At 68.5% G+C, this 13278-nt stretch carries 13 protein-coding genes; 3 read left to right on the top strand and 10 right to left on the bottom strand.

What is annotated here, in order from left to right; translation table 11 throughout:
• Positions 1 to 70: 70 nt before the first annotated feature.
• The 6 genes from KF871_RS00295 to KF871_RS00270 form a co-directional block, all read right to left on the bottom strand.
• Positions 71 to 898, bottom strand: a complete 828-nt coding sequence (locus KF871_RS00295) for an ABC transporter permease (protein ID WP_291136581.1) — start codon at positions 896 to 898, stop codon at positions 71 to 73.
• 6 nt (positions 899 to 904) lie between these two features.
• Positions 905 to 1717 carry an ABC transporter ATP-binding protein gene (locus KF871_RS00290; RefSeq protein WP_291136578.1) on the bottom strand — a complete coding sequence of 271 codons (813 nt, stop codon included), beginning with the start codon at positions 1715 to 1717 and terminating at the stop codon, positions 905 to 907.
• A 1-nt stretch (position 1718) separates the two neighbouring features.
• Entirely contained in the window at positions 1719 to 2744 is a 1026-nt protein-coding gene (locus tag KF871_RS00285) for an ABC transporter substrate-binding protein (protein ID WP_291136575.1), read from the bottom strand.
• Positions 2745 to 2866: 122 nt separating this feature from the next.
• Complete coding sequence (locus tag KF871_RS00280; protein WP_291136573.1) at positions 2867 to 3631, bottom strand: class II glutamine amidotransferase; 765 nt, start codon at positions 3629 to 3631, stop codon at positions 2867 to 2869.
• Between the two features lie 5 nt (positions 3632 to 3636).
• Positions 3637 to 5133 (bottom strand): MFS transporter, encoded by a 1497-nt coding sequence (locus KF871_RS00275; protein WP_291136570.1) that lies wholly within the window; start codon positions 5131 to 5133, stop codon positions 3637 to 3639.
• 66 nt (positions 5134 to 5199) lie between these two features.
• The gene (locus tag KF871_RS00270; protein WP_291136567.1) at positions 5200 to 5439 is read right to left on the bottom strand and encodes a cysteine-rich CWC family protein; all 240 of its coding nucleotides are present in this window, start codon (positions 5437 to 5439) and stop codon (positions 5200 to 5202) included.
• A gap of 52 nt (positions 5440 to 5491) precedes the next feature.
• Between KF871_RS00270 and KF871_RS00265 the strand changes: the two genes are divergently transcribed.
• The gene (locus KF871_RS00265; protein WP_291136564.1) at positions 5492 to 6211 is read left to right on the top strand and encodes a cytochrome c4; all 720 of its coding nucleotides are present in this window, start codon (positions 5492 to 5494) and stop codon (positions 6209 to 6211) included.
• Positions 6208 to 7485 (top strand): cytochrome c, encoded by a 1278-nt coding sequence (locus KF871_RS00260; RefSeq protein WP_291136562.1) that lies wholly within the window; start codon positions 6208 to 6210, stop codon positions 7483 to 7485. The genes KF871_RS00265 and KF871_RS00260 overlap by 4 nt, the downstream gene beginning before the upstream one ends.
• A 23-nt stretch (positions 7486 to 7508) precedes the next feature.
• Here KF871_RS00260 and KF871_RS00255 read toward each other — a convergent pair whose 3' ends face one another.
• The 4 genes from KF871_RS00255 to KF871_RS00240 all read right to left on the bottom strand — a co-directional run bounded on the left by KF871_RS00255 (position 7509) and on the right by KF871_RS00240 (position 12117).
• The gene (locus KF871_RS00255; RefSeq protein ID WP_291136559.1) at positions 7509 to 9098 is read right to left on the bottom strand and encodes a gamma-glutamyltransferase family protein; all 1590 of its coding nucleotides are present in this window, start codon (positions 9096 to 9098) and stop codon (positions 7509 to 7511) included.
• A 76-nt stretch (positions 9099 to 9174) separates the two neighbouring features.
• Entirely contained in the window at positions 9175 to 10500 is a 1326-nt protein-coding gene (locus KF871_RS00250; RefSeq protein WP_291136555.1) for a TRAP transporter large permease subunit, read from the bottom strand.
• Positions 10493 to 11017 carry a TRAP transporter small permease subunit gene (locus KF871_RS00245; protein ID WP_291136553.1) on the bottom strand — a complete coding sequence of 175 codons (525 nt, stop codon included), beginning with the start codon at positions 11015 to 11017 and terminating at the stop codon, positions 10493 to 10495. Before KF871_RS00245 ends, KF871_RS00250 begins: the two co-directional genes overlap by 8 nt.
• Before the next feature lie 14 nt (positions 11018 to 11031).
• Entirely contained in the window at positions 11032 to 12117 is a 1086-nt protein-coding gene (locus KF871_RS00240; RefSeq protein WP_291136550.1) for a TRAP transporter substrate-binding protein, read from the bottom strand.
• 331 nt (positions 12118 to 12448) lie between these two features.
• Here KF871_RS00240 and KF871_RS00235 point away from each other — a divergent pair, with 331 nt between their 5' ends.
• Positions 12449 to 13207, top strand: a complete 759-nt coding sequence (locus KF871_RS00235; RefSeq protein ID WP_291136547.1) for a M48 family metalloprotease — start codon at positions 12449 to 12451, stop codon at positions 13205 to 13207.
• The last annotated feature ends 71 nt before the right edge of the window (positions 13208 to 13278 follow it).

Below are 13278 nucleotides of genomic sequence, written 5' to 3'. Positions count from 1 at the left end.
ACCCGCATGCTAGGCAGCGCGCCTGGGGATAACGGGTTGGGGTATCTGAGGCTCCGAAGAACAGCCCTGGCTACAGTTTTTCCGTCTCGCCCGCCTTGGGCTGCCACTTCATCAGGCCCTTTTCGATGCGGCCCACCGCTGCGTCGAGCGCCAGCGCGAAGCTGGTGAGCACCAGGATGCCGGCCATCACGGTGTTGATGTCGAACTGGCCTTCGGCCTGCAGGATCAGGTAGCCCACGCCCTGGGCCGACCCCAGGTATTCGCCGACCACGGCGCCGACGAAGGCCAGGCCCACGCTGGTGTGCAGCGAGCTGAACACCCAGCTGGTGGCGCTGGGCAGGTACACGTGGCGCAGCAGCTGGCGCTGGTTGGCGCCCAGCATGCGGGCGTTGGCCAGCACCACGGGGCTGACTTCCTTCACGCCCTGGTAGACGTTGAAGAACACGATGAAGAACACCAGCGTGACGCCGAGCGCGACCTTGGAGCCCATGCCCAGGCCGAACCATACGGCAAAGATCGGCGCCAGGATGATGCGGGGCATGGCGTTGAGCGCCTTGATGTAGGGCTCCAGGATGGCCGAGGCCATGGGCGAGAGCGCCAGCCACAAGCCACCGGCCAGGCCGAACACCGCGCCGATGCCGAAGGCCATGACGGTCTCGGCCAGGGTGACCCACAGGTGCACGTAGATGTCGGCGTCACCCACGAACCAGGCCCAGATGCGCGCGAAGATCTTCAGCGGCTCGCCAAAGAAGAACGCCGCCTGGCGGTCGTTGTCGAACATGAAGGGCGGCACCACACCGGGCGCGGTCATGAGGTGCCAGAAGACGAAGATGAGCGCCAGCAGCGCCAGCTGCCACAGGCGCAAGTTGCCCTGCCGAGGTTTGATGAGGTTCCACATGCGCGATCAGGCCGCTTTCTGCAGTTGTTGCTGGTAGCCCTTGAGCACCTCGTCGCGCAGCACGGCCCAGATGGCGGCGTGCAGCTCCAGAAAACGTGGCGTGGTCTTGACCTCGGCCACGTCGCGGGGGCGCGGCATGTCGATGCTGAAGTCGCCGATGGGGCGACTGGCCGGGCCGGCTGACATCACCACCACGCGATCGCTCATGGCGATGGCTTCGTCCAGGTCGTGCGTGATGAACAGCACCGCCTTTTTCTTTTCGGCCCACAGCTGCAGGACTTCGTTCTCCATCAGCTGGCGGGTCTGGATGTCGAGTGCCGAGAAGGGCTCGTCCATCAGGATGATGTCGGGGTCGAGCACCAGGGTCTGCGCCAGCGAGGCGCGCTTGCGCATGCCACCACTCATCTGGTGCGGGTAGCGGTCGCCAAAGCCGCCCAGGCCGACGCGGCGCAACCAGGCGTCGGCCTGCTCGCGCGCATCGGCGTCGCTGGCACCGCGGAACTGCAGGCCCGCCATGACGTTTTGCAAGGCGGTGCGCCAGGGCATCAGGCTTTCGGCCTGGAACATGTAGCCCGCGCGCGCGTTGATGCCGCTGAGTGGCTCGCCAAAGATGCGCGCGCTGCCCTTGCTGGGTTCGAGCAGACCGGCCGCGACGTTGAGCAAGGTGCTCTTGCCGCAGCCGGTGGGCCCCACCACGCTGACGAACTCGCCCGCCCCCACCGTGAGGTTCACTTCGTCCACCGCCGTGTAGCGCTGGCCGGGTGCGTCCTTGCTGATGAAGGTGCAGGCAACGTCCTGCAGTTCGATCGCCGCGGTCATGTCATCCCTTCGGGTACTTGGCGTTGGCCTTTTGCGCGAAGTTGTTGGTGAACACCGCGCCCAGGTCGAGCTTGGCCTCGGCGATCTTGGCGTCGACGCTGGACAGCGCCTTGAGCGCGGTCTCGGCGCCCTTGGCTGGGAACATGCCGTCCGGCGAGAGCGCTTTCTGCGCCGCCAGGAAGCCGTCGATGTAGATGGCGCGGTCGCCCAGCAGGTAGCTCTCGGGCACCACTTTGATGATGTCGCCGGGGCCGGCCTGCTGGATCCACTTGTCCGCGCGCACCATGGCATTGGCCATGGCCTGCACCGTGTTCGGGTTCTTGTCGATGAAGGCCTGCGGGCAGTACAGGCAGCCGGCCGGCATGGGGCCGCCGAAGATCTTTTCGGCCTCTTTCACATTGCGCGTGTCGGCCACGATCTTGAGGTCGCCTGACCGCTGCAGCAGCGTGATCACCGGGTCGAGGTTGCTGATGGCGTCGATCTGGCCGGCGCGCATGGCGGCCACGGCACCGTTGCTCGCGCCCACGCCGACGAAGCTCACGTCACTGGGCTTGAGGCCCGCACCGGCCAGCACGTAGTTGGCCATGACGTTGGTCGAGCTGCCCGGCGCGGTCACGCCGATCTTCTTGCCCTTGAGGTCGGCCACGCTCTTGAAGTTGGGCATGGTCTTGGGGTTGATGCCCAGCACGATCTGCGGTGCCGCGCCCTGCAGCACGAAGGCGCGCATGGGCTGACCCTTGAACTGCATGTTGATGGTGTGCTCGAAGGCGCCCGAGACCACGTCGGCACTGCCTCCCACCACGGCCTGCAAGGCGCGCGAGCCACCGGCGAAGTCGACGATGGTCAGGTCCAGGCCCTCGTCCTTGAAGTAGCCCAACTGCTCGGCAATGGTGAGCGGCAGGTAATAGAAGAGGTTCTTGCCGCCCACGGCGATGGTGGCCTTGGGCTTTTCCAGGCCCTGCGCAAAGCTGAAGCTGGGCAGGGTCGCGGCGGCGATGCCGCCGGCGATCAAATGGCGTCGTTGCATGGTTGTCTCCGGTGTTGGTGTACGCAGCGAGCCCCGAAGGGCACCGCGGGATGATAGTCTGGGGGGGTACCCCGGCGCGTCGCCCGGGCATCAGGGTTGGCCCGGGGACGCTGCCTTGGGCACTATTCGATGGCCACACCGTCGACGAACACTTTGAGCTCGCCTGGCGCAAAGGCGGTCCAGGCTTCGTCGCTGGTGAGTGGTGTGGTGACGATGACGGCCGCGCGGTCGCCCGGCTGGTTCACGGAGGCGAAGTCCACGGTCCAGTCGCAGTCCTTGAGCGTGGCCTGCTGGAAGGGGTGTTGGCGCACCAGCCAGTGCAGGTGGGTGCTGCAGTGTGCCCACAGCGCTTCGCCATTGGAGAGCAGGAAGTTGAAGCTGCCGTAGGGCGTGACCTGCGGAATCAGTTCGCGCAGCGTGTGGCCGAGCTCGTGAACGCTGGGCAGGGCGGCGTGCGACTTGTGCAGCTCCTGCATCAGCCAGCAAAAGGCGCGCTCACTGTCGGTGGTGCCCACCGGTCGGAAGTGGGCGTGCAGATGCGGCTCGTAGTCCTTGAGGTCGCCGTTATGCGCGAACACCCATTGCCGCCCCCACAGTTCGCGCACGAATGGGTGGGCGTTCTCGAGCGCCACTTCGCCGATCGTGGCCTTGCGCACGTGGGCAATGATGTTGCGGCTCTTGAGTGGGTAGGCCTGCAGGAACTGCGCCATGGGCGACTCGGCCGCGCTCTGGTGATCGAGGAACAGCCGCAGGCCCTTGCCCTCGAAGAAGGCGATGCCCCAGCCATCGGCGTGGTGGTCGGTGTGGCCCCCGCGTTCGCGAAACCCGGTGAAGCTGAAGGTGGCGTCGGTCGGGGTGGCGCAGTTGAGGCCGAGCAGTTGGCACATGGCGGCTATTGTGCGTCGCGCGCCGGCTTCAGGCGCATGGCGGCCAGCAGTGCCAGCGCGCAGATGACCGCCAGCAGCAGGAAGGTTTCGTCGAAGGCGGCCACCCGCTGCGGCGAGGTGCTGGTGGTGTCCAGCGTCGCACCGTGCGCGGCCACCCGCCACTCCAGAAAGATGCCGCACAGGCTCACGCCGGCCGCGCCACCCAGCATGCGCAGGAAGTTGATGACGCTGGAGCCTTGCGGGATGTGGGTGCGATCGATGCCGCGCATGGCGCCGATGTTGAGCGAGGGCAGGATGAAGCCCAGCCCGATGCGCCCCAGGATGGCCCACAGCACCAGCAGCGGAATGATGCGCGGCGCGTGGTCGATGTCGATGGTGAGCATGAGCGCGAACGAGGCCGCCAGCAGCAGCACGCCGATGCTCACCAGCCGGTGCGTGGGTTGGCGGTCGGCCAGGCGCCCGACGACGGCGATGGTGATGGCCAGCACCAGCCCGGCCGGCAGCAGGATGGTGCCCACGTATGAGGCCGACAGGCCCAGCCCCATCAGCATGTAGACCGGCAGCAGGTAGGTCGAGCCGAACAGCGCCACGCCATAGGTGAAGGCCACCACGCTGCCCATGGCGAAGCGCCGGTCGCGAAACAGGCTCAGGTTCATGAGCGGGTCCACGCCCTGGTGGTGCTGGCGGCGCTTGAGCATGCGCCGCTCCAGCCAGATGAAGACCACCAGCAGCGCCGCCGCCAGGGCGATCAGGGCCACTGCGGTGGCGGCGGTGCCCCCTTGCAGTTCCACCAGGCCGTTGAGCAGGCACAGCGTGCCGGCGGCGGCCAGCAACAGGCCACGCCAGTCCAGCGCCGCGCCGTCGGGGTTGGCGGCGCCGCCACCGGGGGCCGTGGTCGGGATGATCTTGCGCGCCATCCACAGGCAGGCAATGCAAAAGGGCACGACCATGAAGAAGATCGAGCGCCAGCCGAACAGGTCGACCAGCACGCCGCCGACGCTGGGTCCGATGGCCGGCGCCAGCACCACGCCCATGCCGAAGATGCCGCTGGCGCGGCCCTGCTCGTTGGGCTCGAAGGCGCGCAGGATGATGATGGCGGGGATCGGCTGCACCACGCCGGCCGCCAGGCCCTCGGCCACGCGCGCGGCCAGCACCAGCGGAAAGTGGTTGGCCAGGCCGCCAGCGGTGCCGCCGATGAGCAAGAGCCACATGCAGCCCGAGAAGGTGGTGCGATAGCCATAGCGCGCCAGCAGCCAGGGCGTGGTCAGCATGGACACGGTCATGGCCGCCATGAAACCCGAGGTCACCCACTGCGCGCGCTCCTGGCCCAGCGTGAAGTGCTGGCTCATGTCGGGGATGGCCACGTTGACGATGGTCGAGGACATGATCGACGCCATGGTGCCCACCATCACCGCCAGCAGCAGCAGCCAGCGGTAGCGTTCGCCATAGCGCGCGCGCAGCGCGGCCAGGCTGGTGTCGTCGGGGGTGGGTGGTGTGCTCATGCGGGCGGGCGCTGCTCGAAGGCGCCGCGGCCCCGATCATAGGCATGCTGCCCGTGGTGCGGGGCCTCAGGGTTGTTGCGAGGCGTCGCGGCGGGCCGCGTCCAGGGCGGCGCGCACGCAGGCCATGCACAGGCAGGCGCTGCCCTTGGCGGCGGCCGGCACCCTGGCCAGCAGTTCGGGGGTGAAGGTCTCGTCGACGCACCAGCAAGCCGGTTGCGGCTGGCCGGTGGCTTTCTCCAGCTCCATGGCGCAGCGGTTGTCGCCGCCGCACAGCGGGCAGCGGGTGGGGTCGATGGGTTCGGACATGGGCGCCCATTGTGCAGAGCATGGCGGCCGCTGTGTTAGCGTCGGCGGCGACATGCGAACCCTGATCCGATGGTCTTGCCTGGTGCTGGCGCTGCTGGCCCACAGTGCCCAGGCGCAGACACCCCCCACGCCCCAACGCGCAGCCGACACCCTGGCCAACCGGGTGCTGGCCTGCACCGCCTGCCACGGCAAGCAAGGCCGGGCCACACCCGACGGCTACTTTCCGCGCATCGCGGGCAAGCCGGCCGGCTACCTGCACAACCAGTTGCGGCACTTCCAGGCGGGTCGGCGCCAGGCGGTGGGCATGGCCTCGTTGCTGGACCACCTGGACGACGCCTACCTGGGCGCCATTGCGGCCTACTTTGCCTCGCTGGAGTTGCCCTACCCACCCCCGGCCGAGGCGCAGGGCACGCCCGCGCAACGCGCGCGCGGCGAGCAGCTGGTGCGCGTGGGCGATGCCTCGCGCGGCCTGCCGGCCTGCAGCAGCTGCCACGGCGAGCGCATGACCGGCGTGAAGCCGGCCATCCCCGGTTTGCTGGGTCTGCCGCGCGATTACCTGGTCGGACAGCTTGGCGGCTGGCAAAACGGCTTGCGACACGCCAGCGCACCCGACTGCATGCGCGACATTGCGCGCAAGCTCGACGGCGCCGATGTGAGCGCCGTGGCCAGCTGGCTGGCCGCACAACCGGTGCCGACCGACGCCAAGCCGGCCGATCGGCTGCCGGCGCCGCTGCCGCTTGCGTGTGGCAGCGATCTCGGGGGTGTGCGATGACGCGCCGTGTGCTGTGGGGTCTGGCCGTGGTGCTGTTGCTGGCCATGGGCGTCTTTGCGGTGCGCGTGTGGATGACCCTGCGACCTGCGCCGCTGGACGCCGGGCCCGAGCCGGTGGCCACGCCGGCGCTGGTCGAGCGCGGTCGCCTGCTGGCCAGCGCGGGCAACTGCATGGCGTGCCACACGGCACGCGCTGGTGCGCCCTGGGCCGGCGGCCACGCGGTGCAGACGCGCTTTGGCGCCATCGTCAGCAGCAACCTCACGCCGCACACCAGCGGGCTGGGCGACTGGACGGCGGCGCAGTTCCACCGCGCCCTGCACCAGGGGCAGTCGCACGACGGGCGCTTGTTGTACCCGGCGTTCCCTTACCTGCACACCACGCGCCTGCCGCGCAGCGACACCGACGCCTTGTTCGTCTACCTGCGCACGCTGCCCCCGGTGGACCGACCGCGCGAGCCACACCACCTGCGTTTCCCCTACGACCAGCCCTTGGCGCTGGCGGCCTGGCGCGCCCTGTTCTTTCAACCGGCCGAGCCTGTGCCCGAGCCATCGGCTGCGGACCCGGTGGCGCAGGGCGCCTGGTGGGTGCAGGGCGTGGCCCACTGCGCCGCTTGCCACCGAGCGCCCGGGCCGCTGGAGAGCCCGGGGCAGGCGTTGGGTGGCGGTCTCATGCCCGATGGCCATTGGTGGGCGCCGTCCCTGCGCGACCCCAAGGAAGCGGGCGTGCAGGACTGGTCGGTCGACGACGTGCTGGCCCTGCTGCGCGATGGCCGCAATGGCCACGCCAGCGCTGCCGGGCCCATGGCCGAGGTGGTGCGCGACGGCACGCAACACCTGCCCGAGGCGCAGCTGCTGGCCATGGCCAGCTACCTCAGGGCCTTGCCGCGCGAGACCACCCCGCGCGAGGACAAACCCGCCGAGCCCAGCGTGCTGCAAGCCGGCGCCTTGCTCTACAAGGACCGTTGCGCCCAGTGCCACGGCAGCAACGGCGAGGGCACCTGGGCCGAGGGCGCGTCCCTCAACGGCCCTTGGGCCTGGCCGCCGCTGGCGGGCAACCGCGTGGTGACGCAGGCGGCGCCGGTGAACCTGGTGCGTTGGGTGCTGGACGGTGGCTTTGGTGCCAGCACCAGCGCACACCCTCAGCCCTGGGGCATGCCGCCGTTTCGCAGCTTGCTCAGCGACGCCGAGGTTGCGGCCGTGGCCAGCTATGTGCGCCAGGCCTGGGGCAACCAGGCCGGTGGCGTGAGCGCGCTCGAGGTGCAGCGCCTGCGCTGAAGCCTTGCGCGGTCAGGCCACGGTCAGACCGCGGCCACCGCGCCGTCGCTGCGCGGATCGCTCGCACCCTCCATCAGACCGTCGGCGTGGCGCACCAGCGCACCGGCGTGACCCATGGTGTCGCTGAAACCCTCGGGCAACACTTCCACCACGTGACCGGCGTCGGCCAGGGTCTGCACCAGTGCCGGGTCGAAGCGGTTCTCGAGCTTGAGCGACGTGCTGGTGGCGCCCCAGGTGCGGCCCAGCAGCCAGCGCGGCGCGCTGACGGCCTGCTGCAGCGGCTGACCGAAGCGCGCGTAGCGGGTGAACACGGCGGCCTGCGTCTGCGGCTGTCCTTCGCCGCCCATGGTGCCGAAGGGCATCACGCGCCCATCGTCGAACAGCGCCATCGACGGGTTGAGCGTGTGGAACGGTTTGCGCCCGGGCTGCAAGGTGTTGAGCGCGGCCGGGTCGAGCGAGAAGCTGGTGCCGCGGTTCTGCCAGCAGATGCCCAGGCCATCGAGCACCACGCCCGAGCCGAACTCCCAGTACACGCTCTGGATGAAGCTGACCGCGCGGCCCTCGCGGTCGATGGTGCCCATCCAGATGGTGTCGCCCGCGGCGCTGGGTTCGGGCCAGGGCAGCGCGCGTTGCGCTTCGATGTCGCGCGCCAGTTCGGCCAGCCGTGCGGGCTGCAGGTAGCCGCGTGGGTCCTCGGGCAGGTGCTCGGGGTCGGTGACGATGCGATCGCGCACGCGAAAGGCACGCTTGGTGGCTTCGACCAGACCATGCAGGTGGGCAAAGCCTTCGCCATCGCGCACGCCGAGCTGGTCGAACAGGCCCAGGATCATCAGCGTGGACAGGCCTTGCGTGGGCGGCGGCAGGTTGTAGACGGTGCTGTCGTGCAGGCGCACCGCCAGCGGCTCGACCAGCCTGGCCTGGTAGTCCGAGAGGTCGGCGGCAGCGACCGGGCTGCCCACGCGTTGCAGGGCGGCGCCGATGCGCGCGCCGAGTTCGCCGCGGTAGAAGTCGTCGAGGCCGCGCGTGGCCAGGTGGTGCAGGGTGTCGGCCAGGGCGGGCTGGCGCAGCAGCTGGCCGGTCTGGGGCAGTTGGCCCTTGATGAGGTAGGTGTCGCGAAAGCCGGGTGCGTCGCCCAGGCCGTCGCCCAGCTTGTCGCGCGTGAGCCCGGCCTGGCTGGCGGTGACGGCGATGCCGTCGCGCGCGTGGCGGATGGCGTCGGCCAGCAGCCGTGGCAGGTCCAGCGCGCCGCCCCAGCGGGCCGACACTTCCAGCGCACGTGCCCAGCCGCTGATGGTGCCGGCCACGGTCAGCGCCGCCGTCGGCCCGCGCGACGGGATGCGTTCCAGGCCTGCGTAGAACGCCGGCGTGGCTTGCTGGGCAGCGGGTCCGCAGGCCTCGATGGCCACCGGGGCCTGGCCGGGCTCGTGGATCACCCAGAAGCCGTCGCCGCCGATGGCGTTCATGTGCGGGTAGACGACGGCGATGGCGGCGGCGGCGGCCACCATGGCCTCGATGGCGTTGCCGCCGTCGCGCAGCACGTCGCGCGCGGCCTGTGCCGCCAGGTGGTGTGGCGCCACGGCCATGCCGCCCACCGCTCGCAAGGTATGAATCATCCCGACGTCTCCTGACGCTGTGTTGTGGTGCAAAGGCGCGAGTGTCGCATCGGCCGCTGCGGAGCTTTGCCTTGCGCTACCAGCCGATCGCCTTGGGCAGCCACAGTGCGATCTGCGGAAACAGATAGAGCAGCACCAGGGCCAGGGCCTGCATGGCGATGAAGGGGATCACGCCGAGGTAGATGTCCTGAATGCGCACACCCGGTGGCGCCACGCCCTTCAGATAGAACAGCGCCCAGCCAAACGGCGGTGTGAGAAAGCTCGACTGCAGGTTGAGCGTGATCAGCATCGCCAGCCACACCGGGTCGGCGCCCAGGTTGATGAGGATGGGCAGGAACAGCGGCACCGCGATGTAGCTGATCTCCACCCATTCGATGAAGAAGCCCAGCACGAAGACGATCGCCAGCATGAACCAGATGGCGGTGTGCGTGCCCCCGGGCAGACGCTCGAACATCTCCTCGATCAGCGACTCGCCGTGCAGGCCCCGAAACGACAGGGCGAAGACCTGCGCCAGCATGAGGATGAACATCATGATGGCGGTGATCTTGCTGGTCTCCAGTGCGGTGGCCTTGAGCGTGGCCCAGCTGAAGCGGCGGGCGATCACGGTGATCAGCACCGCGCCCACCGCGCCCATCGACGCGGCTTCGGTGGGGGCCGCGATGCCGCCCACGATGGAGCCCAGCACCGACACCACCAGGCCGATGGGGGGCAGCACCACCTTGAGCACGCGCCAGGCCAGTTCGCGCGAGGACACCTGGTTGCGTTCGTCCTCGGGCAGAGGTGGCAGCAGGTTGGGCTTGAGCCAGCCCACCAGCAACAGGAAGGCGATGTACACACCGGCCAGCAGCAGACCCGGCCCCACCGCGGCGGCGAACAGCGTGCCCACCGACAGCTGCATGATGTCCGAGAGCAGGATCAGGATCAGGCTGGGTGGAATGATCTGGCCCAGCGTGCCCGACGCGCAGATCAGGCCACTGGCCAGCGCCGGGTGGTGCCCGCGACGGATCAGCGTGGGCAACGTGAGCAGGCCCAGCGTGATGACGGTGGCGCCGACGATGCCGGTGGTGGCGCCCATGAGCACACCAAAGAGCACGATGCCCACCGCCATGCCGCCGCGCACACCGCCCGCGAGGTGGCCGATGACGTCGAGCAGGTCGTCGGCCAGACGCGACTTCTCCAGCATCACGCCCATGAAAACGAACAGCGGGATCGCCATCCACTGGTAGCCGCTGACGACGCCGAACAGGCGCGCGGGCAGCAGGTTGAACAGGATGTCGCCGAAGCCCAGGTAGCCGAAGACGAAGCCCACGGTGGCGATGCTCACCGCCACCGGCACGCCGATCATCAGCATCACGAAAAAGCCGCCCAGCATCAGCAGGGCGTAGGTCTGTGGCTCAAACACCGGGGCGCTCCGCGTCGTGTTCGGTTGGCGTCAGCAGGCGCACCAGGTGCGCCAGTTGCTGCAGCACCAGCAGCCCGTAGCCCAGCGGAATCAGCGCCTTCAGCGCCCAGCGGTAGGCGATGCCACCCGGGTCGGGCGACTGCTCATTGATCGACCAGGCCTGGCCGACGTAGCGCAACGAGAGGTGGATGAACGCCAGCGCGATGGCAATCAGCAGCAGCGCCGAGACGATGTCGACCACGCGCCGCACACCGGGCGAATAGCGCGCATAGAAGATGTCGACCCGCACGTTGTCGCCACGCTGCAAGGCGTAGCCCATGCCGAAGAGGATGAGCGCGGCCAGCAAGTGCCACTCCAGCTCCTGCGCCCACACCGAGCCCAGGCTGAAGCTGTAGCGCAGCACCACGTTGGTGGCCACCAGGCCGATCATGAGCAGCGCGATCCACGCGCTGAGATCGCCACAGCGGTCGATCACGCGCTCGATCGCGCCAGCGGCGGACCGCAGGCGCTTGATCATCAACCTTCTCCGGCTCAGCCGCGCACTTTGAGGTGGTAGGCCTCTTCGCTGGTTTCACTCCAGCGGTCGTACTTGGACTTGAAGGCGAAGTACGAGTCGTGCACCTTCTTGACCATCGGGTCCTTGGTGGCGTCGGCCAGCACCTTGTCGGTCTCGGTCTTGAGCGCCTTGATCACGTCGTCGGGCAGCGGACGCGCCACCACGCCCTGGTTCTTCACCAGGTCGTCCATCGCCTCCGAGTTGGCCTTCTGGCACCAGGCTTCGCTGATGACGTTGCAGGCCGCGGCGGCGTTGGACACGATGGCCTGCAGGTCCTTGGGCAGCTTGTCCCAGGCGGCCTTGTTGATGAGCAGTTCGGACACGGTTGCCGGTTCGTGCCAGCCGGTGGTGTAGTAGAACTTTGCGGCTTTTTGCAGGCCCAGGCGACGGTCCTGGAACGGGCCGACGAATTCGGCCGCATCGATCACGCCGCGCTCGAGCGCCGGGAAGATCTCACCACCCGGCAACACCTTCACGTCGACACCCAGGCTGGCGTAGACTTTGCCGGCCAGGCCGGGGATGCGCATCTTCAGGCCCTTGAAGTCGGCGACCGACTTGATCTCCTTCTTGAACCAGCCGGTCATCTGCACGCCGGTATTGCCGCAAGGCATGGCCACCATGCCGAAGGGCGCGTACACCTCGTTCCACAGGTCGATGCCGCCGCCGTCGTAGAGCCAGCCGTTCATGCCCTGAAAGTTCATGCCGAAAGGCACGGCGGTGAAGTACTGCGCGGCAAAGGTCTTGCCAGTCCAGAAGTAGCTGTTGGCGTGGTTCATCTCCACCGTGCCGGCGCGCACCGCGTCAAAGCCTTCGAAGGCCGGGATCAGCTCGCCAGCACCGAACACCTGGATGTTCAGGCGCCCGTCGGACATCTCGCGAATGCGCTTGGCCAGATCGGTCGCGCTGCCGGGACCGTCCATGTAGAAGGGCGAGCCTTTGCCGTAGGCGCTGGTCATCTTCCAGTTGAACTTGGCGCTCTGGGCGTTGGCGAGCGCGGGGGCGCCGACCACGCTGGTGGCGATGGCGGCGCGCGTGAGGAATTGGCGTCGGATCAAAGACATGCAAAGACTCCAGTCGGGATGTGGGCGATGGCGGCAAGCGGGCTGCGCTGCCAAGGCGATGAACACCCCCTTCCGCAAACCCCGTGCCACCCGTGCCACGCCTGCCGATGCGCTCAGCTTGCGAACCAAGGTACTAGTTAGTTTGCATGCTTCCAGTTTTGGTGCATGACCGAGGCGCGTTTGCATCGCCGTGGTGCCCTTGCACCGCCCTGGCAGGCCGGGGCGTTCATGCGATCACCCATCACCGTCTGTCGATCCATTGGCGCCGTGGAGTGAACCCGGGTGGTGCTTCGTCCGATGCCGGCGTACAAGGATGCATCGGAGAAACGGTATGAACCGTATATCACGTTTGTTCGTTGTGCTGCTGGGGCTGACTTGTGTATCGGCAATCGCCGCCGATGCCGAGCGCTGCATGCGCAACCGGGCGTGGGCCGACGAGCAGCGCCACCTGGACGAAGTGCAGATCAGCGACATGGTCGCTGAGGGCAAGCCGGTGCCCGCGCCCCTGTCCTTGCACGCCACCTTGCGCTCGCTCGTCGCTGCATCCGAGCGCTTGCGTCGGGGGCCGGCCGTTCACCTGATCGGCTTTGTCGACCGCGAGCCCAACGCCTATGCCACCGACCACGGCCTGGTGATCCTGACCAGTGCGCTGTGGGACAGCCGCCTCGGCCTGGATGACAACGAACTGGCCGCCGTGTTGGCGCACGAACTGGCTCACATCGAGGCGCGCGACGGGCTCGGCGAGGTGTGTGCGCTCATGTCGGCGCTGGAGCAAGCACCCGACGGTGTGGAGCAGATGCGCGCCCTGCTCGCGCGAGAGTCCTTCAACCCGAGCTCGCCGCTGGCCCGGAGCGCCGCGCTCACCTTGCAACACCAGGAACTGGAGGCCGATGAGCGCGCCATTGCGTTGCTGTGCCTGACCGGTCGCCCCCCGCAAGCCATGGCGACCGCCCTGGCCAAGCTGCACGCGCCAGGCAGCTACTCCGCGCTCATTCCGCTGGCCGACACACACCCTGATCTGGCCGAACGCCTCGATCGCGCTCGAACGCTCGCCCAGACGAGCGCGAGCTGTCAGTCGGCGCGGCGCTGACGCGCTGGCGTCTCCCACCTGCTTGCCGGGAGGGCCTCTCGCCGGCGCGGCGCTGGCCTGGCACGCCAATG

The organism is Hydrogenophaga sp., assembly GCF_019635465.1.
GTDB lineage: Bacteria > Pseudomonadota > Gammaproteobacteria > Burkholderiales > Burkholderiaceae_C > Hydrogenophaga.
Note: the sequence above shows the minus strand (reverse complement) of the source record. Positions and strands in the feature narration are given on the sequence as shown.